The 25,101-nt window shown below is 61.0% G+C and carries 24 protein-coding genes and 2 pseudogenes; 20 read left to right on the top strand and 6 right to left on the bottom strand.

Annotated features, from left to right (window positions below; all coding sequences use genetic code 11):
* Position 1: 1 nt before the first annotated feature.
* Complete coding sequence (locus tag ACFQAU_RS20945) at positions 2-1,111, bottom strand: ABC transporter ATP-binding protein (RefSeq protein ID WP_132445346.1); 1,110 nt, start codon at positions 1,109-1,111, stop codon at positions 2-4.
* The gene (locus ACFQAU_RS20950; RefSeq protein ID WP_120352334.1) at positions 1,108-2,127 is read right to left on the bottom strand and encodes an ABC transporter ATP-binding protein; all 1,020 of its coding nucleotides are present in this window, start codon (positions 2,125-2,127) and stop codon (positions 1,108-1,110) included. The genes ACFQAU_RS20945 and ACFQAU_RS20950 overlap by 4 nt, the downstream gene beginning before the upstream one ends.
* 12 nt (positions 2,128-2,139) lie before the next feature.
* Here ACFQAU_RS20950 and ACFQAU_RS20955 point away from each other — a divergent pair, with 12 nt between their 5' ends.
* The 9 genes from ACFQAU_RS20955 (at position 2,140) to ACFQAU_RS20995 (ending at position 10,144) form a co-directional block, all read left to right on the top strand.
* Complete coding sequence (locus ACFQAU_RS20955; RefSeq protein ID WP_165935583.1) at positions 2,140-2,277, top strand: hypothetical protein; 138 nt, start codon at positions 2,140-2,142, stop codon at positions 2,275-2,277.
* A gap of 339 nt (positions 2,278-2,616) precedes the next feature.
* Positions 2,617-3,171, top strand: a complete 555-nt coding sequence (locus tag ACFQAU_RS20960) for a GntR family transcriptional regulator (RefSeq protein ID WP_386285078.1) — start codon at positions 2,617-2,619, stop codon at positions 3,169-3,171.
* Between the two features lie 131 nt (positions 3,172-3,302).
* Complete coding sequence (locus tag ACFQAU_RS20965) at positions 3,303-4,265, top strand: dihydrodipicolinate synthase family protein (RefSeq protein WP_132445343.1); 963 nt, start codon at positions 3,303-3,305, stop codon at positions 4,263-4,265.
* 174 nt (positions 4,266-4,439) lie between these two features.
* Positions 4,440-5,231, top strand: a complete 792-nt coding sequence (locus ACFQAU_RS20970; protein ID WP_120352447.1) for a cyclase family protein — start codon at positions 4,440-4,442, stop codon at positions 5,229-5,231.
* 3 nt (positions 5,232-5,234) lie between these two features.
* Positions 5,235-5,714, top strand: coding sequence for a MarR family winged helix-turn-helix transcriptional regulator (locus tag ACFQAU_RS20975; RefSeq protein ID WP_240791622.1), 480 nt, complete (start codon positions 5,235-5,237; stop codon positions 5,712-5,714).
* A 9-nt stretch (positions 5,715-5,723) separates the two neighbouring features.
* Positions 5,724-7,874, top strand: coding sequence for a thiamine pyrophosphate-dependent enzyme (locus ACFQAU_RS20980; RefSeq protein WP_132445340.1), 2,151 nt, complete (start codon positions 5,724-5,726; stop codon positions 7,872-7,874).
* The gene (locus ACFQAU_RS20985) at positions 7,871-8,683 is read left to right on the top strand and encodes a 2-oxoacid:acceptor oxidoreductase family protein (RefSeq protein WP_386284832.1); all 813 of its coding nucleotides are present in this window, start codon (positions 7,871-7,873) and stop codon (positions 8,681-8,683) included. The genes ACFQAU_RS20980 and ACFQAU_RS20985 overlap by 4 nt, the downstream gene beginning before the upstream one ends.
* Entirely contained in the window at positions 8,680-9,414 is a 735-nt protein-coding gene (locus ACFQAU_RS20990) for a DUF6537 domain-containing protein (protein ID WP_386285104.1), read from the top strand. Before ACFQAU_RS20985 ends, ACFQAU_RS20990 begins: the two co-directional genes overlap by 4 nt.
* 127 nt (positions 9,415-9,541) lie before the next feature.
* Positions 9,542-10,144 carry a LysE family translocator gene (locus ACFQAU_RS20995; RefSeq protein ID WP_132445333.1) on the top strand — a complete coding sequence of 201 codons (603 nt, stop codon included), beginning with the start codon at positions 9,542-9,544 and terminating at the stop codon, positions 10,142-10,144.
* On the opposite strand, the gene ACFQAU_RS21000 is transcribed toward ACFQAU_RS20995, so the two are convergent.
* Genes ACFQAU_RS21000 through otsB form a run of 3 tightly spaced genes read right to left on the bottom strand, consistent with a single transcriptional unit; the run spans position 10,141 to position 12,710 of the window.
* Positions 10,141-11,916, bottom strand: coding sequence for a glycoside hydrolase family 15 protein (locus ACFQAU_RS21000; RefSeq protein WP_132445330.1), 1,776 nt, complete (start codon positions 11,914-11,916; stop codon positions 10,141-10,143). The genes ACFQAU_RS20995 and ACFQAU_RS21000 overlap by 4 nt on opposite strands.
* Before the next feature lie 45 nt (positions 11,917-11,961).
* Positions 11,962-12,117: a trehalose-phosphatase gene (locus tag ACFQAU_RS21005; protein ID WP_386285081.1), complete on the bottom strand. Its 156-nt coding sequence runs from the start codon at positions 12,115-12,117 to the stop codon at positions 11,962-11,964.
* Positions 12,117-12,710 (bottom strand): trehalose-phosphatase, encoded by a 594-nt coding sequence (gene otsB, locus ACFQAU_RS21010; RefSeq protein ID WP_386285086.1) that lies wholly within the window; start codon positions 12,708-12,710, stop codon positions 12,117-12,119. The genes ACFQAU_RS21005 and otsB overlap by 1 nt, the downstream gene beginning before the upstream one ends.
* A gap of 221 nt (positions 12,711-12,931) precedes the next feature.
* On the opposite strand from otsB, the pseudogene ACFQAU_RS21015 reads away from it, so the two are divergent.
* The 3 genes and pseudogenes from ACFQAU_RS21015 to ACFQAU_RS21025 all read left to right on the top strand — a co-directional run bounded on the left by ACFQAU_RS21015 (position 12,932) and on the right by ACFQAU_RS21025 (position 16,162).
* Positions 12,932-13,904, top strand: a pseudogene (locus ACFQAU_RS21015) (DNA topoisomerase IB).
* Between the two features lie 93 nt (positions 13,905-13,997).
* Entirely contained in the window at positions 13,998-14,594 is a 597-nt protein-coding gene (locus ACFQAU_RS21020; protein WP_120352343.1) for an exopolysaccharide biosynthesis protein, read from the top strand.
* A 164-nt stretch (positions 14,595-14,758) separates the two neighbouring features.
* A complete protein-coding gene (locus ACFQAU_RS21025) occupies positions 14,759-16,162 on the top strand; it encodes an alpha,alpha-trehalose-phosphate synthase (UDP-forming) (RefSeq protein ID WP_240791621.1) in 1,404 nt (467 codons plus the stop codon).
* Positions 16,163-16,171: 9 nt separating this feature from the next.
* On the opposite strand, the gene ACFQAU_RS21030 is transcribed toward ACFQAU_RS21025, so the two are convergent.
* On the bottom strand, positions 16,172-16,939 hold the full coding sequence (locus tag ACFQAU_RS21030) for a DeoR/GlpR family DNA-binding transcription regulator (protein WP_067628842.1): 768 nt from the start codon (positions 16,937-16,939) through the stop codon (positions 16,172-16,174).
* Between the two features lie 178 nt (positions 16,940-17,117).
* Here ACFQAU_RS21030 and glpD point away from each other — a divergent pair, with 178 nt between their 5' ends.
* From glpD to ACFQAU_RS21070, 8 genes and pseudogenes are all read left to right on the top strand, one after another.
* A complete protein-coding gene (gene glpD / locus ACFQAU_RS21035; RefSeq protein WP_132445321.1) occupies positions 17,118-18,749 on the top strand; it encodes a glycerol-3-phosphate dehydrogenase in 1,632 nt (543 codons plus the stop codon).
* A 13-nt stretch (positions 18,750-18,762) separates the two neighbouring features.
* Positions 18,763-19,848: an ABC transporter ATP-binding protein gene (locus tag ACFQAU_RS21040; protein ID WP_067936725.1), complete on the top strand. Its 1,086-nt coding sequence runs from the start codon at positions 18,763-18,765 to the stop codon at positions 19,846-19,848.
* Positions 19,848-20,933, top strand: a complete 1,086-nt coding sequence (locus tag ACFQAU_RS21045) for an ABC transporter ATP-binding protein (RefSeq protein ID WP_132445318.1) — start codon at positions 19,848-19,850, stop codon at positions 20,931-20,933. Before ACFQAU_RS21040 ends, ACFQAU_RS21045 begins: the two co-directional genes overlap by 1 nt.
* Positions 20,930-21,801: pseudogene (locus ACFQAU_RS21050) on the top strand (carbohydrate ABC transporter permease). Before ACFQAU_RS21045 ends, ACFQAU_RS21050 begins: the two are co-directional and overlap by 4 nt.
* Positions 21,801-22,688 carry a carbohydrate ABC transporter permease gene (locus ACFQAU_RS21055; RefSeq protein WP_132445312.1) on the top strand — a complete coding sequence of 296 codons (888 nt, stop codon included), beginning with the start codon at positions 21,801-21,803 and terminating at the stop codon, positions 22,686-22,688. The pseudogene ACFQAU_RS21050 and the gene ACFQAU_RS21055 overlap by 1 nt, the downstream one beginning before the upstream one ends.
* Positions 22,688-22,984: a trypco2 family protein gene (locus tag ACFQAU_RS21060; protein ID WP_132445309.1), complete on the top strand. Its 297-nt coding sequence runs from the start codon at positions 22,688-22,690 to the stop codon at positions 22,982-22,984. The genes ACFQAU_RS21055 and ACFQAU_RS21060 overlap by 1 nt, the downstream gene beginning before the upstream one ends.
* Positions 22,984-23,256: a DUF2160 domain-containing protein gene (locus tag ACFQAU_RS21065; RefSeq protein ID WP_007121386.1), complete on the top strand. Its 273-nt coding sequence runs from the start codon at positions 22,984-22,986 to the stop codon at positions 23,254-23,256. Before ACFQAU_RS21060 ends, ACFQAU_RS21065 begins: the two co-directional genes overlap by 1 nt.
* Positions 23,257-23,341: 85 nt before the next feature.
* Complete coding sequence (locus ACFQAU_RS21070; RefSeq protein WP_132445591.1) at positions 23,342-25,039, top strand: ABC transporter substrate-binding protein; 1,698 nt, start codon at positions 23,342-23,344, stop codon at positions 25,037-25,039.
* The last annotated feature ends 62 nt before the right edge of the window (positions 25,040-25,101 follow it).

The raw sequence follows: 25,101 nt of genomic DNA on the forward strand, positions 1-25,101 counted from the left end.
GTTATTCTTGGTCTTGGCGGGGGCGGAGCGTTGTCCGATCCCGCATGGCGTCTTGGTAAAGCGCAAAGCGTGCCGCCGCGCCGGGGGCACGTTCTGGCGCATCGACAAGGCCGAGGTCCGGCGTGGCGGCGGCGATCTCTTCGAAAAAGTGGCAGGCCGCGACATGACCCTCGCCCGCGCGGGTCTCGCGTAAGGCAGGCGGCTCACTCGCGCAGCGTTCTTTGGCATAGGGGCAACGGGTGTGGAAACGGCAGCCCGAGGGCGGGTTGGCCGGGCTCGGCATCTCGCCCTCAAGCGCGGTTTGCGGTGTGCGTGCACCATGGGCGGCGACCGGAATGGCCGAGAGCAGAGCCCGGGTGTAGGGGTGACGCGGGTGGTTGTAGACCGTATCGACATCGCCCTGTTCGACGATCTGGCCCAGATACATCACCGCCACACGGTCGCTCATATGGCGGATCACAGCGAGGTCATGGGCGATGATCACCAGCGTGAGCCCCAACTCATCCCGCAGATCGCCCAGCAAGTTAATCACCTGCGCCTGCACCGACACATCAAGGGCCGAGACAGGCTCATCCCCGATCACCAGCTTCGGAGCGGAGGCCAGCGCGCGGGCAATCCCGATCCGTTGGCGCTGACCGCCCGAAAACTCATGCGGGTAGCGTTCGGCGTGCTCGGGGCGCAGGCCGACTTTAGCCAGCAGTTCCGCCACTTTGCCGCGCCGCTTAGAGGCGGACATTTTTGGGAAATGCGTCTCTAGGGGTTCGCCGACCAGCTTGCCGACGCTCATGCGCGGGTTCAGCGACGAAAAGGGATCCTGAAAGATGAACTGCATGTCCCGGCGCAGCGCGGTCAGGTCGCGCCCGGCAAGGCTGCGCACATCGCTGCCGTCAAACTGCACATCGCCCTCGGTCGGGGTCAGCAGCCGCATGAGCAGCCGCGCGAGGGTGGATTTGCCACAGCCGGATTCGCCGACGATGGCAAAGGTCTCTCCGCGGCGCACGTCGAAGGAGACGCCGTCGAGCGCCTTGACCGTGGCCCCTTTCGCCAAGCCGCCGCCCGAGGTTTTGAAATGTTTCTTTAGCCCGCGCGCGGTCAGGATCGTGTCGGTCATGCGCTCTGCTCCAGATGGGTCTCTAGCGGGGCGAAATGGCACGCGACGGCGTGGCCACCTTCCAGCGGCGCAAGCGGCGGTTCCTTGGCGCAGATGGGCTGGGCGAAAGGGCAGCGCGTGGCAAAACGGCAGCCTTCAGGCATGTTCTGCGTCGTGGGCACCATGCCCGGCACGGTGGCCAAACGCCCGCGCGGACCGCTCAACTGCGGGATCGAGGACATGAGGCCAATCGTGTAGGGGTGCTGCGGGTCGTTGAATATGCGCTCCGCCGGGCCGGTCTCAACAATCGTGCCCGCGTACATGACGGCCACGGTATCGGCGATTTCGGCCACGACGCCGAGGTCGTGGGTGATCATGATCGTGCCCATGTCGGTCTCGGCCTGAAGGTCGCGGATCAACTCAAGGATTTGCGCCTGAATGGTCACGTCGAGCGCGGTCGTCGGCTCATCCGCGATCAGCAGCGCGGGGTCGTTCACCAGCGCCATGGCGATCATCACCCGTTGGCGCATCCCGCCCGAGAGTTGATGCGGATAGTCACGCATCCGCTTTTCCGCCGCCGGAATGCCGACCCGCTTGAGGATCGCCAGCGCCTTATCCTCGGCCTCGGACTTGCTGGCGTTGCTATGGGCAAGCACGGCTTCGGTGATCTGGTCGCCAATGCGGAACGCGGGGTTGAGCGAGGTCATCGGCTCTTGGAAGATCATGGTCATCCGACTGCCGCGCAATTTGCGCATGGCGGTGTGATCGGCAAGGTCGAGCTTTTGCCCCTCGAAAACCATCTCGCCCGATCTGATCGTCGCAGCGCCTTCGGGCAGCAGCCCCATCATCGCCAAAGAGGTCACGCTTTTGCCGCATCCACTTTCCCCGACAACGCAGAGCGTCTTGCCCGGTTGGACCGCGAAGTTCACATGGTTGATCTGGTCGCTCGGCGCACCGCGAAAGCGCAGGCTGAAGTCGCGCACTTCGAGCAAAACCTTGTCTGGGTCGGTGTTGAGGCCGATGTCAGGGCTGGGCAATGGACCGCTTTCTTGAACCAATATCAGATTGGTCGAGTATGCGGTTGCAAGTTTCTTGCTGTCAATCCGGCGATTTTAATTTTTGGGAAAGCCTTTTTCGGTCAATCTGTTGCGACAGAAATTGCCTGCCGTATCAACGGCGATGCTTGATTTTTGAGCGATTTGTGAAGGTCTGTTGGGGGCTTGATTGGCAAGGATGGCGTGTGGGGGAGATTGCGGACGGTATTTAAGAAAGGATGAATTGAAGGGGGCGGGCGCGCATTCGGTGGGGCTGTGCTATTGTAGGGGGGCGATTTGTTGCTTTATCGAGGGGGAGCCAAGAATTTCGAAAGGGCGGCATCCCCGCATGACCAGCAAACCTAAAACGGCGGAACGCAAGCGCGGGTCCGGGGCGCAATTTGTCTATTCTATCCTGCGGGATGAGATCCTTGATTTAACCCTGCTGCCCGGCAGCCCGATCGACGAGATCGCCTATCCGAGCGTCTTTCGATGTCGCGCACGCCGATCCGTGAGGCATTGGTGCGGCTGGCGAGCGAGGGATTGGTGACCACGCTGCCCAACCGTTCGACCGTGGTGGCGAATATCGACTTCATGAATCTGCACACCTTCTTTGACGCGATGACGTTGATGTACCGTGTCACCACGCGGCTGGCGGCGCAGTTTCATACCCCGGCCGATATGGCCAAGATCCGCGCGCGGCAGGCAGAGTTTGCCAAAGCTGTGTCGGCGCAGGACGCGCTGTCGATGATCGCCACGAACCGCGAGTTTCATGCCGAGATCGCGCGGGCGGGGCGCAACCCTTATTACGAATCGCTTTGTTTGCGCTTGTTGGACGAGGGGCGCCGTTTGCTGCGGATGTATTACCAATCCTTCGACGATCAGCTTCCCAGTGAGTATGTCCAAGAGCATGAGGATTTAATCGCGGCCATCGAGGTGCGCGATATCGGGCGCGCGGATTCTTTGGCGGAGACCCATGCGGATCAGATTGTAGGGCAGATTCAGGCGCTGATTTCGCGGGATCGACGGCAGCATATCGAACTATAACTAGAGTAAATGCGGGGTTTTTTCGCGCGCAGAAAGCTTTTGTCGATTTTCTGTCGACAAATAAAATACAATAGCTAAGATGCAGCCAACCCCGGCAATATCACAGCCGGATTCTATGAATGGAGAGACAAATGACCCCTTCGATTTTTTCCGGCTGCATCCCGGCCCTGATGACCCCCTGCACGGCAGACCGGAAACCCGATTTCGATGCGCTGGTGCGCATGGGCAAAAAGCTGATCGCCGATGGTATGAGCGCGGTCGTCTACTGCGGCTCCATGGGCGATTGGCCTTTGCTGACAGATGCAGAGCGGATGGAGGGCGTTGAGCGTTTGGTTGATGCGGGTGTGCCTGTCGTCGTTGGCACGGGTGCTGTGAACACCAAGCTGGCCGCCGAACATGCGGCCCATGCGCAAAGGGTCGGCGCGAAGGGGTTGATGTTGATCCCCCGCATCCTGTCGCGCGGCACGTCGGTTGCGGCGCAGAAGGATCACTTCAAAACCGTTTTGTCGGCCGCGCCAGAACTTCCTGCCGTGATTTACAACAGCCCCTATTACGGCTTCGCCACCCGCGCCGATCTGTTCTTTGCCCTGCGGGCCGAGCATTCGAACCTCGTGGGTTTCAAAGAGTTCGGCGGTGCGGATGATCTGCGTTATGCAGCAGAGAACATCACCAGCCGCGATGATGAAGTCACGCTGATGATCGGGGTCGATACCACCGTGTTCCATGGTTTCGTCAATTGCGGTGCCACGGGCGCTATCACCGGGATCGGCAATGTGCTGCCGCGCGAAGTGCTGCATCTTGTGGCCCTCAGCCAAGCCGCCGCGGCGGGCGATGCCGAAGCGCGCCAGCGGGCGCAGGAGCTCGACGCGGCGCTTGGTGTTCTATCCTCCTTTGATGAGGGGCCGGACCTCGTGCTTTATTATAAGCACCTGATGGTGCTTGAGGGCCATGGGGAATATGCGTTGCATTTTAACGAGACCGACGCTCTGACCTACAGCCAGCGCGGCTATGCCGAGGCGCAGTACCGGCTGTTCCGGACATGGTATGCCGATTGGAGCAAGCAGGGCGGCGCGGTCGCGAAATACGCCGCCTAATCCCCCTCCCAACTCTCCCCGGCTGGGCAGGCCCGTCGCACTTGCGGCGGGCCTTTTGCGTTGTTTTGCGCCCTTTCGAAGAAGATAATTGCAAACGCATATAAATTTGACTAGCATCTTTTCAGGGGCCAACGCATCGGGAGTGGGTGCGCCATTTGAGGGAGAATGTTTGAAATGAGTGCTACAGATTTAATGCGTGATTTTGGGGCGATGCTCGTCTCTGGCGGGGTCGAAGTGGTGGATTGTTCGGGCGTTCTGGGGCCGGATACGCCGATCCTGCAACTGCCAGCCGACTTTGCCAAGCCGACACCGAAGGTCGAGATTCACAAGATCAGCGAATATGACGAGGATGGCCCGTTCTTTGCATGGAACTGGATGGTGCTGGGAGAGCATTCCGGCACGCACTTCGATGCGCCGCACCATTGGATCACCGGCAAGGATTACGACGACGGGTTCACCGATACGCTCGACGTGCAGCGCCTCGTTGCGCCGGTGAATGTGATCGACTGTTCGCAGCAATCTCAAGAAGACCCGGACTTTCTGCTCGACGCCAAGGGCATCAAGGAATGGGAAGCGGAATATGGTGAGATCGGTAAGGGCGAATGGGTCGTCATGCGCACCGATTGGGACGCCCGCGTCGATGACGAAGCGCGTTTTCTCAATGCGGATGAGGCGGGCCCCCACAGCCCCGGGCCGACCCCGGATGCGATTGAATATTTGATGGACAAAAAGATCGTCGGCTGGGGCACCCAGTGCATCGGCACCGATGCGGGCCAAGCCGGTGGAATGGAGCCGCCGTATCCTGCGCATAACCTGCTGCATAAGAACAATTGTTTCGGTCTTGCCAGCCTTGCCAACCTCGACAAGCTGCCGCCCAAGGGCGCGATCCTGATTGCGGCACCGCTTAAGATCAAGAACGGTACCGGCAGCCCCATTCGGGCGCTGGCGCTGGTGCCGAAGGGCTGACCGGTGGCAGATACATCACCTTCCGAGGCGGGGAATGCGCCGCTGGATCAGATGGGCCTCGATAATTTCGCGCCCTATTTGATGAACCGGATCATGGGGCGGTATAACGCCGCCCTGTCGGCGGAGATGGCCGCGCTTGGGCTGACCACGCCGCAAATGCGCTCTCTCGCCGTGCTGTCGGTGACCGATGGCATCCTGATCCGCGAATTGGCCGTTTATGCTGTGGTGCAGCAATCCACGCTAAGCCGCGCGCTCGACGCGCTGGTGCGCGACGGGTTGGTGCGGCGCGAGACCGATGCGGCCGACAGCCGTGCCACGCGCGTTTATCTGACCGACAAGGGACAAGAGGCCTATGCAAGGCTTTGGCCGCATATGGCAGAGGCCTATGACGCGATGTTCAAAGGCATCGGCGCGGCCGAGAAAGAGGCCTTTGTGGCCACGCTGCGCACCATGCTGCGCAATATCCGAAAACACGATTTTTAAGAGGGTCCAATGGCCGAACGTTCGTTCAAGGCAGAGGTGGAGCACCTGCGCAAAGGGGATGGCGACGTCTTCACAGGTGAGGGTATCCTCGCGATTACCAAGGCGCTGTTGGAAAACGGGGTCGGCTATGTGGGCGGTTATCAGGGCGCGCCGATCTCGCATCTGATGGACGTGTTGGCCGATGCCGAAGAGCTTATGGGTGAGCTTGGCGTGCGGTTTGAGGCGAACGCATCGGAGGCCGCAGCGGCGGCGATGCTGGCAGCTTCGGTGCACTACCCCATTCGCGGGGCGGTGACCTTTAAGGGGCCGGTGGGGGTGAATGTGGCTTCGGACGCGCTGGCGAACCTCAGTTCCTCCGGCGTGACCGGCGGCGCGCTGGTGATCGTGGGCGAAGACTATGGCGAGGGCTCTTCGATCATGCAGGAGCGCAGCCATGGTTTCGCGATGAAATCACAGTTCTGGATGCTCGATCCGCGCCCCAACCTGCCCTGTATCACCAAGGCGGTCAAAGACGGGTTTGAACTGTCGGAGGCGAGCAACACGCCCGTCATGCTGATGGTCCGCATCCGGTCTTGCCATGTGACGGGCAGTTTCGAGACGCGCGACAACCAGCGCCCACCGCTGACCGTGGCCGAAGCCGCCGCCAACCCGCGCTCGGACTTCAACCGCGTGGTGCTGCCGCCGATGTCTTATCTGCATGAGCAGGACAAGATCGAAAACCGCTGGCCTGCCGCGGAAAAGTTCATCCGCGACAATGGGTTGAATGAGTTCTTTGGCCCCGAGAAAGCGCCCTTGGGCATCGTGGTGCAGGGCGGCATGTACAATTCGGTCATCCGGGCGCTGCAACGGCTGGGGCTGGCCGATATCCACGGCCAGACCGAAGTGCCGCTTTATGTGCTGAACGTCACCTATCCGCTTTTGCGGGACGAGTTCGACGAATTCTGCGCGGGCAAAGAGCATGTTCTGGTGGTCGAGGAAGGCCAGCCCGATCACATCGAACAGCAACTCGGCTCCTACCTCTACAGGCTCGAACGCAAGGTGAAACTGCACGGTAAGGACGTGCTGCCGATGGCGGGTGAATATACCGGGCAGGTGCTGCTCGATGGGATGACCGCTTTCCTTAAGATCGCCGCGCCCGAAATGCTCCCCGGCAAGGTCCGCGCGCCCAATGCCGAAGCGCCCGCGATCCCCGATCTGTCAGACACCGTGCCGATCCGCCCGCCGGGTTTTTGCACTGGCTGCCCCGAACGCCCGATTTTTGCTGCGATGAAACTGACTGAGCAAGAGCTGGGCAAGCACCAGATCACCGGCGATATCGGCTGCCACCTTTTCGGGTGCCTGCCGCCCTTTGAGATCGGCGGCTCGACCATGGGCTATGGCCTTGGCCCCGCTTCTAACGCGGCCTTCGACGGGGGCGGCGACAAGCGGGTGATCTCGATACTTGGGGATGGCGGATTCTGGCACAACGGGCTTTCGACCTCGATCGGGAACATGGTGTTCAACAAGTCCGACAGCGTCGCGGTGATCGTCGACAACTACTATTCCGCCGCCACGGGCGGGCAGGACGTGATGTCCTCGCGGGCGCATAACGACACGAAATCAACCAACAATCCGATCTCTAAGGCGCTCAAAGGCGTCGGCGTCGAATGGGTGCGCCAGATCGACCGGACCTATGACGTGGGTAGACTGCGCGAGGTGCTGCGCGAGGCGCTGACCACCGATTATAAGGGGCCGAAGGTCATCGTGGCCTCCTCGGAATGTATGCTCAACAAGCAGCGCCGCGAAAAGCCCCTGCGCAACAAGGCGATCAAGGAAGGTCGCCGCATGGAGGTGCCGCGCTTTGGCATCGATGCGGATGTTTGCACCGGGGATCATGCCTGCATCCGGCTCTCGGGCTGCCCGTCGCTGTCGCTCAAACGGCTCGACGATCCGCTGCGCGACGATCCGGTGGCGCATATTGATCAGACCTGCGTCGGCTGCGGCAACTGTGGCGAGGTCGCCGATACGGCGGTGCTTTGCCCGTCGTTTTACCAAGCGGATGTGGTGCACAATCCGACGCGGTTTGAGCGGTGGCGTGCCGATAAGTCCAGCCAGATCATCGCTTGGCTGCAAAGACGGCGCGACGCCAAGCGGCTGCGCAGCGAAGGAGTGACGACGTGAATTTGGTTCTGCCGCAAAAGACACCCGACGCGCGTGTCGGCGAAATCATCAAGCTCGCGGTCATGGCCGTGGGCGGGCAGGGCGGCGGCGTCTTGACCGGGTGGATCGAATCCATGGCCCGGGCCGAAGGCTATGTCTGTCAGGCGACCTCGGTCGCGGGGGTGGCGCAGCGCACTGGGGCCACGATCTATTACATTGAGATGGCGCCGAAAACCGCGTTTGAGCCGGTCTTTGCCCTCGCCCCTGCGGCGGGCGATGTCGACGTGTTGATCGCGGCTGAGATGATGGAAGTTGGCCGCGCCGTGATGCGCGGTTTCGTGACACCCGACCGCACCACGCTGATCGGCTCAACCCACCGCGCCCTTGCGGTGAGCGAGAAGATGGCCCCCGGCGATGGCATTGCCAATGCCGATGAAGTGCGCGCGGCGGCTGAGATCGCGGCGCAGAAACTGGTGCTCGAAGATATGGAGGGGCTGGCCGTGGGCGCGGGCTCTGTCATCTCGGCCTCGCTCTTTGGTGCTTTGGCCGGGTCTGGCGCGCTGCCGTTCCGCCGGGAGGCCTATGAGGATGCGATCCGCGCCGGGGGCAAGGGGTGGAGCCTTCGTTGCGTGCCTTTGCCGTGGGCTATGACGCGGCACAGGGCCGTCTGCCCAACGCCGCCCCGGTCCCTGTGGAAGACCCCGAAACCGCATTCCGCCTTGCCGGGCCGGACGCGCTGCAAAGCCAGTGGGACGCGCTGGTCACCCGCGCCGATGCGCTGCCCGAAGCGGTGCATGATCTGGCTTTTGCGGGGCTTGCCAAGGTCGTGAACTACCAAGACTGCGCCTATGGCACGCTCTATCTTGATCGGCTCGATACCGTGTTGGCCCGTGACAACGCCGCGCAGGACTGGCGGCTTTCGGCGGCTGCGGCGAAATATATTGCCAACGCCATGGCCTATGATGACGTTATTCGGGTGGCAGACCTGAAAACCCGCGCGCCGCGCTTTGCGCATATCCGGCAAGAGATGCGGGCGGGCGATGCCAACCTCATGCAGCTGACCGAATATTTTCACCCCCGCGCCGACGAAATCGCGGGCCTGATGCCTGCCCGTCTTGGCGCAAAGGTAGAGGCGAGCGAGAAGTGGATGGCGCGTCTGAACCGCTGGTTCGACAAGGGCCGCCGCCTGCGCACCGACAGGCTGCCTGCGTTTCTCATGCTGCATGTTCTGGGCGGGCTTAAAGGGTATCGTCTGAAAACCCATCGCCATGCCATCGAAGTCGCCCATCTCGACAGTTGGCTGTCGCGCTGTCTGGCGGAGGTCGAAGCCGATTACGACTCGGCGGTTGAACTGGTGAAATGCCGACGGCTCATTAAAGGCTATTCCGACACCCATGCGCGGGGGCTGGGCAAGTTCGACAAGGTGATGGATGCCGCCGCGCTGCTGCGCGGGCGAAAGGACGCGGCGCAGTGGATTGCACGTCTGCGCGAGGCGGCGCTGCAAGATGCCGAAGGAAAGGCGCTCGACGGGGCCATCGCGACGGTGCGGTCTTTCGTCTAGGGGCCGTGCCCGTTTTTTGGGCAGATGTGGGGCGGATCAACCTCCCGACGGTGCGGGGTCACCCAATCTCAGTTGACCGGGTGCCTCAGCCCCGCATAGCTGGGGGCGCACAAAGGGGGCCGCTGCCATGGAACTGTCGCATCTCATCGCCTTTAACATCGCGCTCATCGCGTCGATCCTCAGCCCCGGCCCGGCCTTTCTGATCGCGCTAAAGACCACGCTAAGTTCGGGGCGGCAGGCGGGTGTTGCGGTGGGGCTTGGGCTTGGCCTTGTAGCATCGTTCTGGACCCTCGCCGCGCTCTTGGGGTTGGAGGCGGTGTTCCTCGCTTTCCCATGGGCCTACGCAGTCGTGAAATCCCTGGGCGCGGTCTATTTGCTTTATGTGGCCTTTGGCATGTGGCGCGGGGCGCGGACGCCGGTGGCAACCACGGTGACCCCCGCCCGCCATGCCTTTCGGCAGGGGCTGATGATCAACATTCTGAACCCCAAATCGGTGCTTTTCGCCGCGGCGGTTCTGGTGGTCATCTTCCCCGAGGGGATGCGCCTGAGCGAGAACCTTTTGATCGTCGCCAACCACCTGATCATCGAAGTCGCCTTTTACACCACTTTGGCCTTCGGCATGAGCCGCCCGGCAGTGAGCCAAGGCTACCTGCGCGCGAAGGTTTACTTTGACCGGGTGGCCTCAGCGGTGCTGGGGCTTTTGGGGCTGCGCCTGCTGTTCGCGCGTTAAAGCTCGGCTTCCCACCGCCGCGACAGGCGCATCGCGCCGTTGATGATGCCGACCATGGAATAGGTCTGCGGGAAGTTGCCCCAGCCCTCGCCGGTGGCAAAGGCGGTGTCTTCGGACATCAGGCCAAGGTGGTTGCGGGCTTCCAACAGTTCTTCGAACAGCTTGCGGGCTTCCTCTTCGCGGCCAATCCGCGCCAGCGCATCGATCCGCCAGAAGGCGCAGACGTTAAAGCCGACCTCGGGCACGCCGAAATCATCCGCCTCTTCGTAGCGCAGCATGAAGGGGCCGCGGCCCAGCACTTCGGAAAGACGCTCGACCGTGGCGATGAACCGCGGGTCTTTCGGTGGCAGGAAACCGACCTCTCCCATCAGCAAGACACTGGCGTCCAAGGTGCTGCCGCCAAAGCTTTCGACAAAGGCGCCGCGCTCTTCTGACCAAGCGTTGTCGAGGATCTTGTCGCGGATCACCTCGGCGCGCTCGGCCCAGAGGGCGGCGCGGTCGTCCAACTTCAAATGGCGCGCAATCTTGCCCAAACGGTCGCAGGCAGCCCAGCACATCAGCGACGAAGACGTGTGAATGCGGGCACGGCTGCGCAGCTCCCAAATCCCGGCATCAGGTTCGTCGTGCAGCTCCCACGCCTGCTCGCCCAAGGGCTCAAGCTGTTCAAAGGCCGTGCGCCCGGTGTTCATCGGCAGGCGGTGATCAAAAAACGCGGGCGCTGCGCCAAGGATGATATTGCCATAGGTGTCGTGCTGGAAATGCTCATGCGCCTGATTGCCGATCCGCACCGGCCCCATCCCGCGGAAGCCTTGCAAGCTGGGTGAGATACGTTCGGTTAACGCCGTCTCAAGCCCGAGCCCTAGCACGGGCTGGATATGCCCGCCTTCGGCATCCGCCACGGCATTCATCAGCCATTGGAAATAATGCTCCAAGGTGCGGGTCGCGGCGAGACTGTTGAGCGCGCGCACGGTGAAAAACGCATCGCGGACCCAGCAATAGCGGTAATCCCAGTTGCGCCCCGAATCCGGCGCTTCGGGCAGAGAGGTGGTGATCGCGGCGATGACACCGCCCGTGGCCTCATAGCTGCAGAGTTTCAGCGTGATCGCGGCGCGAATGACGGCCTCTTGCCACTCGAAAGGGATCGCCAACCGCTGCGTCCAGCGCTGCCAATAGCGCGTGGTTTTGGTTCGAAAGGTGGTGCCAATCTGCTCAGGACTGTCCGACAGTGTCTCGTCCGGGCCAAGGATGAAGGTCATTTCCCCTTCGAGGTTGATCATGCGCCCGTCCAACACATGGTCGATCGGCGCGTCGGTGGTCAGGCGCATGTTCTGCTCAGGCCCGACAAAGCGCACATGGTTCGACCCGCGGGTAAGCGTGGGGGCCACCTCTCCCCATTGAAAGCGCGGTTTTAGATGCATCCGCACGCGGGGCGAGCCTTCGATCCGGCGGATTTGCCGGACCAACATCTGGGGGCGAAAGCTACGGCCATAGGCGGTGAAACGGGGGCAGAAATCAACAATCTCAACCGCGCCCTTGGCGCTGCGCAGGACCGTGCGCAGGATCGCGGTATTGGGCAGATAGCTCTGTTCGCTTTCTGTCATGTCTTCGAGTTCGACGGCAAACTCCCCGTCGCCCTCTTCGCCCGCGCCGTGGCCCATCAGACTGTGAAAGACCGGATCGCCGTCAAACCGTGGCAGGCAAAACCAGTTGATCGCCCCTTCGCGGCTGACCAGCGCCGCAACCGCGCAATTCCCGATGACACCCAGATCCATAAGTTCCTCTTTTCTATTCTCGATGCGTCTGCCGGGCGGGCCGGATCAGCGCAGAATTTCTTTCAGCCAATCGGCAAAGCCGGCCACATCTGCGATGCGATGTTGTGCGTCGGTTGGCCCTTGGCCGATCTTGATGCCAAAGCCACCCATGGCCTGCGCCGCGCGAAAGCCATCTTCGTCCGTTACGTCGTCGCCTACCATTACCGGCAGTCGCTCGGCAAAGGCGGGGAGGCCATGAATCGCGTCACCGCGCCGCCCTTGTCGACACCTTTTAGGGCGACTTCGCTGACCATCTTGCCATGCAGGCCGCGCAGGCTGGCGTCTTCGCCAACCAGCGTATCGACAAAAGCGCGGCAGGCCTCGCCCTGATCGGGGGCCTTGCGGTAATGCAGCGCAATCGCGCCGGGTTTGCGTTCTGACGTCACCCCATGCAGCACGGCGAATTCTTCCACCCGGTCGATCACGGGGGCGGGGATCCCTGCGCTCTGCTTTGGGGCGTGATCCGCCGCGGTGCTCAGCCGCAACTCTAACCCATGCGAGCCAGAGACCGGCAGCCGCAGCGCGCCCAAGATGCGGTCCACATCCGCCAGCGCCCGGCCCGAGATCACCGCCACCGCCCCATTGGTCTGCGCAACGAGTTGCGTCAGCAGGTGGCGCGTCGCCTCCGGCAGGCAGGCGTCTTCGGGGTTGTCGACGATGGGGGCCAGCGTGCCGTCGAGATCAAGGAAAAACGCATGGCGCTCAAGCGGGATCACGGGCGGCAGATTGCTGTGCGACAGGGTGGTGCTATCCATAGGGTCTGGTCTATCCGTTTCAGGGCACTGGGATTTTCAGTGCGCGGGCGTTCTCACGAAACCTATGCGCCGGCGCAGCGAAATCAAAGGATTTATGCCGCAACTGCGCAAAGATGCGCGTCCTGCGGGGCGGGAACCCAGCCAATGCAGCGGCGTTTGCCTAGACGAAGGGCAATCTGCGCGCCCCCGCAAGACCCCGCATCACACATTCGGAACCCCAGATGACCGCACCGTCCACGCTTAGGTACTACCCCGACAGCAAACCCGGCATTGCGCGACGGCGCTGCGGCCGGGGTTTTCCTATCACGCGCCCGATGGCCGCTGCATCAAGGACAAGGCCGAACGCGAACGTCTGGTAAAACTGGCGGTGCCCCCGGCCTATGAGCAGGTCTGGATCAGCCCTCATGTCAACGGTCACTTACAGGCGACGGGGTTCGATGCGCGGGGGCGCAAACAGTACCGCTATCATCCGCTCTGGTCCGAGGCGCAGGCGCAGGAGAAATACGCAAGCCTGCCCGAATTTGCCGAGACCCTGCCGCGCATCCGCCGCCGCGTGCGCCGGGACCTCAAGGAAGAGTTGGGCGAACGTGACTTTGCACTGGCCGCCGCTGTGGCGATGATCGACCGCCTGTCGCTGCGCGTGGGCAATCAAGTCTACGCCAAGACCAACCGCACCTATGGCACGCTGACCTTGAAACGGCGGCATCTGGTCTTGAAAGATGGGAAATTGCAGGCCTCCTTCATGGCGAAGGGCGGCAAGCGGGTCCGCCGCCAGATCGCTAACCGCACCCTGATGCGCGCCTTGGAGAAAATCCGCGATCTGCCGGGCGCGGACCTGCTGACATGGCTCGACGAAGAGGGGAGCCGCGCAGGCTGACTTCTTCGGCCCTGAATGACTATATCGCCGAGGCCGCTGGCACCGAAGGGTTCTCCGCCAAGACTTTTCGCACTTGGGCCGGGTCTGTCGCGGCCTTTGACGTGGCATTAAAGGACGACAAACCGACCATCAAAGCCATGGCCGAAGCGGCGGCCCAACGGCTGCACAACACGCCCACCATTGCGCGCAACAGCTATATCCATCCGCAGGTCATCGACCTTTGCCAAAACCCCCAAGACCTGCCGGACCCACCTGATATTGACGATCTGACCCAAGCCGAACGGGGGCTTCTGGCCTTTTTGCGCAGCACCGCGTGACCCTGAATTGGCGGGACGGGCGAACTTTAACCGCGCTCAGGCATTGTAAACATGAATGGTGGTATCGCCCGGCTGCAGAAGGACTGAAATTTCATGAACGAGACAGGTGGGCCAACCCTCAGCGGTGTCCTTGACCAGATGGAGCATCTGTCCGGCGGCGCGGATCGGCAGATTACCGTGGAAGAGATCATCGATTGTCTGGGCAAACATTCATTTGCTTCGACGATCCTGACCTTCAGCCTGATCTCTACCTCTCCGGCCAGCGGCATCCCCGGCTTTACGGCGTTTATCGGGTTGGTGGTCTTGTTTTTAGTGGTGCAGATGATCTTTGGCCGCGAGAGCCTGTGGCTGCCGGGCTTTATCATGCGCCGCGACATCGCTGCGAAGAAGCTGCGTGCGGGGGTGCGCTGGCTGCGCCGCCCGGTGGATTTCGTGGATCAATATTTGCATCAGCGGTCGACCTTCATCCTGCACCGCCCGTGGATTTACTTGCCGCTGTTGATGGTGATGGCCCTGTCGATGTTCATGCCGTTCATGGAAATCGTGCCCACTTCCGGCTCTATCGCCTCGGCCATGATCGCCATTTTCGCGGCGGGCTATCTGATGCGCGACGGCAGGGTCGTGATTTTTTCGATGGTCTTGATGTCCCTGCTTCCCGTGGGGGTTGCATGGTTCTTTCTTGGGCGCTGAAAAAATAATCGCAGCGGTTTGCCATGCTGCGCCTGCAAAAGAATTGACCAAAGCCGACCAAGCTGGGAACCTTTACCAACCTAAACCATTAAACCGTTAGTGGTGGTCGGCGTTCCGCCTTAGCAGGCTCGGCGGCCAAAAATTGATTGTTCCCGAGGCATAAAATGGCTGGCAGATTAATTGTAATCTCAAATCGCATCCCGTCAGAGGCCGCCCCCTCCGGTGGGTTGGTCTATGCGCTTCATGAAACCCTGCGCAAGATCGGCGGCATCTGGATCGGGTCGCACCCGGAAACCACCGAAACCCCGTCAGAGAGCCTGAGCGAATATGGCGATCAGGGCAAATACACCCGGCTGAGCTTCAGCCTCAGCCCCGAAGACTACAAGAATTTCTACCTCGGTTTTTCGAACTCGGTGCTTTGGCCGGTCTGTCACCGTCGCGGCGATCTGGTGGAGTTGGACCGGGGGTTCGAGCGGGGCTACAGCGCCGTTAACGCGCGCCTTGCGCGGCAGGTGATGAAGGTGGCCCGGCCGGACGATATGATCTGGGTGCACGACTACCACTTCTTTCCCCTCGCGACAGAACTGCGCAAGCTGGGTTTTGCAGGTAAGATCGGGTTTTTCCTGCATATTCCTTTCCCCGCATTGGGCGATATGGGCGCCCTCCCGCGGGAGGCCAATCTGGCGCATTGGCTGGCGGACTATGACCTTGTGGGCCTGCAAACCCGCGCTGACGTGGCGCGTTGCCTTGAAATGTTCCGCGCCGAAACGGACTCCGAATTCTTGATGAACGGCACGATCAAATGCGGCTCTCGGGCAGTGGCGTTGAGATCATTCCCCATCGGGATCGATGTGGAGACCTTTGTGCAGGCCGCCCAAGGCGGCAGCGCGCAGGACCGGCTTGCCGATGATATGGCGGGGGACATCGTGATCGGGGTGGACCGGCTGGACTACTCCAAAGGTCTGCCAAACCGCTTCCGCGCCTTTGGCCGCTATCTGGAAACCCGCGATGAGCGTGAGCGGCGGGTAAGCATGGTCCAGATCGCCCCGCCAAGCCGCGAAGAGGTCGCCGCTTACCGCGAGTTGCGCTACGAATTGGAAGAACTTGTCGGCCGGGTGAACGGCGAACATGGAGAGATCGATTGGACCCCGCTGCGCTATATTCACCGCAACCTTGATCGCGATCTCTTGGCGCGGCTCTACCGCCGTGCGCGGGTGGGGATCGTCACCCCCTTTGCCGATGGGATGAACCTTGTCGCCAAGGAATATGTCGCGGCGCAAGACCCCGAAGACCCCGGCGTGCTGATCCTGTCGCATATGGCCGGCGCCGCCGAAGACTTGACGGATGCTATTCAGGTCAACCCGTACGACATCGAGGACATGAGCGAGGCGCTCAAGACCGCGCTTGCCCTGCCGTTGGAGGAACGCAAACGCCGCCATGCCAGTTGCATGGCGCAGGTGCGGGCGACGGATGTGAACCGCTGGAGCCAGAACTTTGTCGAAGCGTTACAAGCCTGCCTGCCTACACTGGTGACCAAACCCGCCGCGCGGGAATGGACGGACGCCTAGCGGCGCGCGTCAGGCATCGGGGGCAAAGATCACTTCGGTCTCCCAACCCTTGCATTTCTCTGCTAGCCCGGCGGGCAGGGGCAGATCGGTAAAGAACATATCCACCTCCCGCGCCGAAGCGATGCGCGCCGGGGCGGAGCGTTTGAATTTGGAATGATCCGTCACCAAAAAGGTCTTGCGCGACTGCGCGATGATACATTGGCTGACCCCCACTTCTTCGATATCGAAGTCGAGCAGATCACCATCCGCGTCCATGGCCGAACAGCCGATCACCGCGATGTCGAACTTGAACTGGCGGATCGTTTCGATTGTCAGATTGCCGACCAGCCCACCATCCATGCGGCGCAGCGCCCCGCCCGTCAGCACGATGCGGCATTCGGGATTGTCGACCAGAATATTGGCGACATTCATGTTGTTCGTCACCACCATCAGATCGCGGTGATGCAGCAGAGCGCGGGCCACCGCCTCGGTGCTGGTGCCGATATTCAGAAAGACCGAACAACCGTCGGGAATATGTTCGGCACAGGCGCGGGCGATGCGATTCTTGGCCTCTTCGTGCAGGTTGCGCCGCTCGGCATAGCCGATGTTGCTGGCCCCCGAAGGCAGCACCGCGCCGCCATGCACCCGCTCAAGCTTACCACTATCGGCCAGTTCCGTAAGGTCACGGCGGATGGTCTGATGGGTCACGCCGAAATGCTCGGCCAGCCCGTCGACGGTGACTTTGCCTTCGCGCCGGGCGATTTCAAGGATGTCGGGATGGCGGAATGTCTGTGAAATGGGTGTCGCTCCTGCCTGCTGTTGGCGCATTATCTCCAGTGTTTTGTCTAACGCAAGCAATCGCGCAGCAGGTTGTGGTTAGCATGTTCGATATACTGGTGAAACGAACATAAACGAAAATAAAACTTGTGCAGATGAGAGTCGTTTCGTAACACTGCCCCTAATTGGACAGTCTGAGATGGGGGAGGGCCGGATTTTGAACCAACAGCCCGATAGCCATGTGCCCGCTGCCCCGGTCGATCTTTTCGTCATCGGTGGGGGCATCAACGGCGCCGGGATCGCGCGCGACGCCGCAGGACGGGGGTTGAGCGTGACCTTGGCCGAGATGAATGATCTGGCCTCCGCGACCTCTTCGGCCTCGACCAAACTGTTCCACGGCGGGCTGCGCTACCTTGAGTATTTCGAGATCGGCCTTGTGCGCCACGCGCTGACCGAGCGCGAAGTGCTGCTGAAAGCGATGCCGCATATCTCTTGGCCGATGCGTTTCGTGCTGCCCTATCACCGCGACATGCGGTTTGAGGGGGACACGCCGACCTCCAAATTGCTACGGCTGTTCATGCCTTGGATGCGGGGCCGCCGCCCGGCGTGGCTGATCCGCTTGGGCCTGTTTCTCTATGACAATCTCGGCGGGCGCGAGATCCTGCCCGCCACCCGCAGCCTTGCGCTGCGCGGCACGCCCGAAGGGGCACCGCTGGAGGATCGGTTCGAAAAAGCCTTTGAGTATTCCGACTGCTGGATCGAAGACTCCCGTCTGGTGGTGCTCAACGCCCGCGATGCCGAACTGCGCGGCGCACGCATCATGACCCGGACCAAAGTCATCTCCGCTGACCGCAGCGCGGACGGCTGGCTGGTCACAGTTGAGCATGGCGCGGATGGCCAACGCGAAGTGATCCAAGCGAAGATGCTGGTCAACGCGGGCGGCCCATGGGTGGGGGACATCATCCACAATACCGCGCGGCTGAACTCCTCCGAAGGGGTGCGGCTGGTGCGCGGCAGCCATATCGTGACCAAGCGGCTTTACGATCACGACAAATGCTATTTCTTTCAAGGCACCGATGGGCGGATCATTTTTACGATCCCCTATGAGCAGGATTTCACCCTCATTGGCACCACGGACGCAGATCACCCCGATCCTTCCGTCACCCCGGAATGCACCCCCGAAGAGCAGGATTACCTGATCAACTTCGTGAACGGCTATCTCAAGCAGGACATCACCCGCAAAGACATCGTCTGGACCTATTCCGGCGTCCGCCCGCTTTATGACGATGGGGCCAGCAGTGCCACGGCGGCCACGCGGGACTATACGCTCAAGGTGGACGAAACCGGCGGCGCGCCGATTCTCAATGTCTTTGGCGGCAAGATCACCACATACCGCAAACTGGCCGAAGACGCGCTGGATCTGATCGCCCCGCATTTCGGCGGGCTGTCGGATCATTGGACCGCTGGCGTGGCGCTGCCCGGCGGTGATTTCCCGGTGGACGGTGTCGCGCAGTTGATCGCGCGGTTGAAAGCGGATTATGACTTTCTTGATGAAAGCTGGGCAGCACGGCTGATCCGCGCCTATGGTACCGATGCATGGGCGATGATGGGCGCGGCGAAAACGCTCGCGGATATGGGCGAGCATTTCGGCGCGACCCTCACGGCGGGTGAGGTCGCGTGGCTGATGAACAAGGAATATGCCCTCAGCGCAGAGGACGTCGTTTGGCGCCGCAGCAAGTTGGGCCTGCGAATGGATGAGGCGCAGATCGCGCGTCTTGATGAATGGATGCAGATGCGCGCGGCGAAACAAGCCGCCTCTGCGGCGGAATGAGGGGAGGACGAACGTGAGTTTGATCCTAAAAAACGTGTCGAAAACGGTGGGCGGTCAAACGCATATCCACCCGACCGACCTGACCTTGGAAAAGGGCACGATGAACGTGCTTTTGGGGCCTACGTCTGCGGGCAAGACCTCGCTGATGCGGCTGATGGCCGGGCTTGATGTGCCCAACACGGGCCAAGTGATCTGGAACGGGGAGGATGTCACCGGGATGCGCGTCCAAGACCGCAAGGTGGCGATGGTCTACCAGCAGTTCATCAACTACCCCTCGATGACCGTTTACGACAACATCGCATCGCCGATGAAGCTGGTGGGCAAGTCGAAGGATGAGATCGACCGCGCGGTGCGCGAGACGGCTGAACTGATGCAACTGACCCCGATGCTTGACCGCAAACCGCTGGAGCTTTCGGGCGGCCAGCAACAGCGCTGCGCCTTGGCGCGGGCGCTGGTGAAAAACGCAGGGCTGGTGCTGCTGGATGAGCCGCTGGCGAACCTCGACTACAAACTGCGCGAAGAGCTTCGCGCCGAGATTCCGCGCATCTTTGAACGCGCCGGGTCGATCTTTGTCTATGCCACGACAGAGCCGGAAGAGGCGCTGCTTTTGGGCGGCAACACCGCGACGCTTTGGGAGGGCCGCGTCACGCAATTCGGCCTGACGCCAAGCGTCTACCGTCGGCCTGAGAATGCCACGACGGCGCGGGTCTTCTCCGACCCGCCGATGAACTTCCTGAGCATGACCAAATCGGGCAACACGCTGCGGTTCGACGGCGGTGAGATGCCCGCTCCTGCCACGATGGCGAGCTTGAAGGACGGCGAATATACCGCTGGTTTCCGCCCCAACCACCTGACACTCGCAGCGCAGACCCCCGGCGCGATCGGCTTTGACGCGGTGCTGAACGTGACCGAGATCACCGGCTCGGAGACGTTTATCCACCTCGACTATCACGGCGCGAAATGGGTCGGGCTGGTGCATGGCATCCAGCATCTGCAACCCGGCCAGCCGCTGCCGGTCTATCTGGATCCGGCGCACATTTACTTGTTTGACGCGAACGGGGCGCTCGTCTCTGCCGCGCCCTATGCGGAGGCGGCATAATGGCCAAGATCACGCTTGATAACCTTGCGCATTCCTATTTGCCGAACCCCGGCCATGAGGATGATTTTGCCCTCAAGGAATTGAACCACGACTGGATCGACGGCGAAGCCTATGCGCTTCTGGGTGCGTCCGGTTGCGGTAAATCCACCCTCCTCAACATCATCTCGGGGCTGTTGCAGCCCTCTCAGGGTCGTATTCTGTTTAACGATGTCGATGTAACCCACGCCCCCACCGCCGAGCGCAACATCGCGCAGGTGTTCCAGTTCCCGGTGGTCTACGACACGATGACCGTGCGCGACAATCTCGCCTTCCCGCTGCGCAACCGGGGTGCGGATGCCTCTTATGTTGCAGATCGCGTGCAGCAGATCGCGCAGATGATCGGCATGGAAGACGAGTTGAATCGCAAGGCGCGCGGCCTCACGGCGGATGCCAAGCAGAAGATTTCGCTGGGTCGGGGCATGGTGCGTGAAGACGTCAACGCGCTGTTGTTCGATGAGCCGCTGACCGTGATCGACCCGCATATGAAATGGGAATTGCGCACGCAGCTCAAATCGCTGCACCACGAATTTGGCCACACGATGATATATGTGACCCACGACCAGACCGAGGCGCTGACCTTCGCCGATAAGGTCGTCGTGATGTATGATGGCCGGGTGGTGCAGATCGGCACGCCGCAAGAGTTGTTCGAGCGGCCCGCGCACACCTTCGTGGGCTATTTCATCGGCTCGCCGGGGATGAACCTGTTTGATGCGCAAATCTCTGGCAATGCCGCGCAGGTCGCGGGCACACACATTGACCTGACCAAAAGCTACGCCCCCAAAGGTGGCAAAACCCAGCTGGGCGTCCGGCCCGAGTTTATCCGTCTTAACGGCGAAGGGCTGGGCCTGCCTGCCAAGGTGACGCGCGTCGAAGACGTGGGCCGCCACAAAATCATCCGCCTTGATGTGGCCGGCCAGCCGGTCAGCGCCATCGCCGAGGAAGGCGCGTCCGTGCCGAGTGAAAACACCGCGATCAGTTTCGATCCGGCGGGCATCAATGTCTATGCCGACGATTGGCGCATCAGCGCAGAGGGAGAAGCCGCATGAACAAGACCGTCAACCAAAAGGCATGGTTCCTTGTCCTGCCAGTTCTGATCCTCGTGGCCTTCTCGGCTGTGATCCCGCTGATGACCGTGGTGAACTATTCGGTGCAAGACACCTTTGGCCGGAATGAATTTTTCTGGGCCGGGCTTGAGTGGTTTTCCGACATGCTGGACAGCGACCGGATGTGGGATGCGCTTGGCCGACAGTTGATCTTCTCGGGTGTCATTCTGGCGATCGAAATTCCGCTGGGCATCTTTGTTGCGCTGAACATGCCGAAAAACGGGTTCTGGGCCAGCTTTTGTCTGGTGCTCATGTCGCTGCCGCTGCTGATCCCGTGGAACGTGGTCGGCACCATCTGGCAAATCTTTGGCCGCGTCGACATTGGCCTTTTGGGCTACACGCTCGACAAGCTCGGGATCACCTATAACTACACCCAAGACATCACCGCCGCTTGGATCACTGTTGTGATCATGGATGTCTGGCACTGGACCTCGTTGGTGGCGCTCTTGGCCTACGCCGGGCTGCAATCCATCCCGGACGCCTATTATCAGGCCGCGAAGATCGACCAAGCCAGCCGTTGGGCCGTGTTCCGCTACATCGAACTGCCCAAGATGGCAGGCGTGCTGATGATCGCGATTCTGCTGCGCTTTATGGACAGTTTCATGATCTATACAGAGCCGTTCGTCGTGACGGGGGCGGGCCGGGCAATGCCACGACCTTCCTGTCCATCGACTTGGTGAAAATGGCCATCGGCCAGTTTGACCTCGGCCCCGCAGCGGCGTTCAGCCTGATGTATTTCCTCGTTATCCTGTTGATTTCATGGGTGTTCTACACCGTGATGGTCAACCTCGACAAAAGGGATGGTGTGTGATGACCGACACAACCGTGCAAGCCCCCGGTGCCGCGCCCATTCCGGGTGACGTGACCACTGCCAAACGCGCCCGGCGCAGCCGCTTTCGGCCCAAAGGGTCTGTGGTGGTGATGACCCTCTACCTGCTTTTCCTGCTACTGCCGATCTACTGGCTGATCAACATGAGCCTGAAGACCAACGCAGAGATCCTGGGGAGCTTCTCGCTCTATCCGCGTGATTTGACGCTGGCGAACTATGCCAAGATCCTCACCGATCCGAGCTGGTATATGGGCTATGTCAACAGCCTGATCTATGTTGTGCTGAACACCGTGATCTCGCTCGCTGTGGCGCTGCCTGCGGCCTATGCTTTCTCGCGCTACAGCTTTATGGGCGACAAGCATCTGTTCTTCTGGCTGCTGACCAACCGCATGGCCCCTCCGGCGGTCTTCGCGCTGCCGTTCTTCCAGCTTTATTCCTCCGTCGGGCTGTTCGACACGCATATCGCCGTGGCGCTGGCGCATTGCCTGTTCAACGTGCCGCTGGCGGTCTGGATCTTGGAAGGGTTCATGCGTGGCGTGCCGAAGGAGATTGACGAGACGGCCTACCTTGATGGTTACTCTTTCCCGCGCTTCTTCATCCGTATCTTCACCCCGCTGATCGCCAGCGGCATCGGGGTCGCCGCCTTCTTCTGCTTCATGTTCTCATGGGTGGAACTGCTGCTGTCGCGGACGCTTACTTCGGTCGACGCGAAACCCATCGCCGCCACTATGACCCGTACTGTTTCGGCCTCGGGCCTCGACTGGGGCGTGCTGGCTGCGGCGGGTGTGCTTACAATCGTGCCGGGCGCTTTGGTAATTTATTTCGTCCGCAACTACATTGCCAAGGGCTTTGCTTTGGGGAGGGTGTAATGAAACTGTCCGAATTTGTAGAAGAAACGCTATCGGAAATCGAAGCCGGGATCAAAAACGCTCGCAAAGAAAGCAATTCCCCATGGATCGCTCTCGGTTCAATTGGAGTGGAGCCAGTTTGGAAGCAGCAAACCGTAGACTTCGAGATAGCGGTTACAACTAGCAAAGAAGGCGGGGGCGGCTTGAAGGTATTCAGTGCAGGTGAGTTGAGGGCCGGAGCGTCAAAAGAAGAGATCAATCGGATTTCATTTTCCGTGCCGGTGTTCTTTAACTCAATCAGTCTGGAGGATGCATAATGTCTTGGATGGCTTGGACCATGCCCACCGCGATCTTCTTCGGTGTCATCGCGCTGTTACTCGTGACCTTCACGATCCTCGCGATCAAATTCCCCGAGACGCCACGCACCGGCATTCTCAGGATCGAAACAACCCGTGGTGACCGTCTGTTCATCACGCTTCTCGGCTCGGCCTTTATCAATTTGATCTGGCTGGGTTTCGAGGCGGGGCCGCAGCCCTATGCGCTGCTGGTCTGCCTTGCCTATGCCGCAGCCGTATTTCGCTGGGTCTAGGCGCTATCACGGCTGATCCCGGTTAATCGGGGCAGCCATACGACACGACCAAATGTCTAGGGAGGACATAATGAAACGATCTGTCATGAAATCGAGTACCGCACTTGCGGTCACGCTCGGTCTGCTCGCCGGACCAGTATTTGCGGATATGGATGCCGCGAAGAAATTCCTCGACGAGGAAATCGAACGCTCCGCGCTGAGCCGCGAAGAGCAAGAGGCGGAGATGCAATTCTTCATCGACGCTGCTGAGCCGTTCAAGGGCATGGACATCAAAGTGGTGTCCGAGACAATCACCACCCATGAATACGAGGCCAACGTGCTGGCCCCGGCCTTCACCGCGATCACGGGCATCAACATCACCCACGACCTGATCGGCGAAGGTGACGTGGTCGAGAAACTGCAAACGCAGATGCAGTCGGGCGAGAACATCTATGACGCCTATATCAACGACTCTGACCTGATCGGCACGCACTGGCGCTACAAGCAGGCGCGCAGCCTGACTGACTGGATGGCGAACGAAGGCAAAGACGTGACCAACCCCGGTCTCGATCTGGACGATTATATCGGCCTTGATTTCACCACGTCGCCTGACGGTGAGCTGTACCAGCTGCCCGACCAGCAGTTCGCGAACCTCTATTGGTTCCGCCAGGACTGGTTCACCGATCCTGAGTTGATGGCTGAGTTCAAAGAAAAATACGGCTATGAGTTGGGCGTGCCGGTCAACTGGTCTGCCTATGAGGACATCGCTGAGTTCTTCACCGGCCGCACCATCGACGGCGTCGAAGTCTTTGGCAACATGGACTACGGCAAAAAAGACCCGTCGCTTGGCTGGCGCTATACCGATGCGTGGATGTCCATGGCTGGCATGGGCGATGTCGGTGAACCCAACGGCCTGCCGGTCGACGAATGGGGCATCCGGGTCAACGAAAACTCGCAGCCCGTCGGTTCTTGTGTGACCCGTGGTGGTGCGACCAACGATGCGGCGGCGGTCTATGCGATCTCCAAATCCATCGAATGGCTTGAAAAGTACACGCCGCCCGCAGCCGCTGGCATGACCTTTGGCGAAGCCGGCCCGGTACCTGCGCAGGGTGCCATCGCCCAGCAGATGTTCTGGTACACCGCCTTCACCGCGGACATGGTGAACGATGCCGCCAAAGCCGTGCTGAACGAAGACGGCACACCCAAGTGGCGCATGGCACCCAGTCCACACGGTGCCTATTGGAAAGACGGCCAGAAGGTCGGCTATCAGGACGTGGGCAGCTGGACGCTGATGGAAAGCACCCCCGTGGATCGCGCCAAAGCCGCATGGCTCTATGCGCAGTTCGTGACGTCGAAAACCGTTGATGTTGAAAAGGCCCACGCCGGTCTGACCTTCATCCGCGAGTCGACCATCCAGCACGAAAGCTTCACCGAACGCGCGCCGAAACTTGGCGGTCTGGTGGAATTCTACCGTTCGCCCGCGCGGGTGGCATGGTCCCCCACCGGGACAAACGTGCCGGATTACCCCAAGCTGGCGCAGCTGTGGTGGCAGAACATCGGCGACGCAATGTCCGGTGCGAAAACCCCGCAAGAAGCGCTCGACAGCCTCTGTGCCGAGCAGGAAAAAGTGCTGGAACGGCTTGAGCGCGCAGGCGTCCAAGGCGATCTGGGTCCGAAGATGAACGAAGAGCAGGAAGCCTCCTACTGGCTGGAACAGCCCGGCTCGCCGGTTGCCAAGCTCGACAACGAAGACCCTGAGCCCGAGACAATCAGCTACGAAGAGTTGATCAAGTCCTGGCAGTAAGCCAAACTTTTGGGGGCCGGGGCGCAACAGCGTTCCGGCCCCTTTTTCATTCCATAAGACAA

Origin of the sequence: Sulfitobacter profundi, assembly GCF_042661425.1 — a bacterium.
GTDB classification, from domain to species: domain Bacteria; phylum Pseudomonadota; class Alphaproteobacteria; order Rhodobacterales; family Rhodobacteraceae; genus Sulfitobacter; species Sulfitobacter profundi.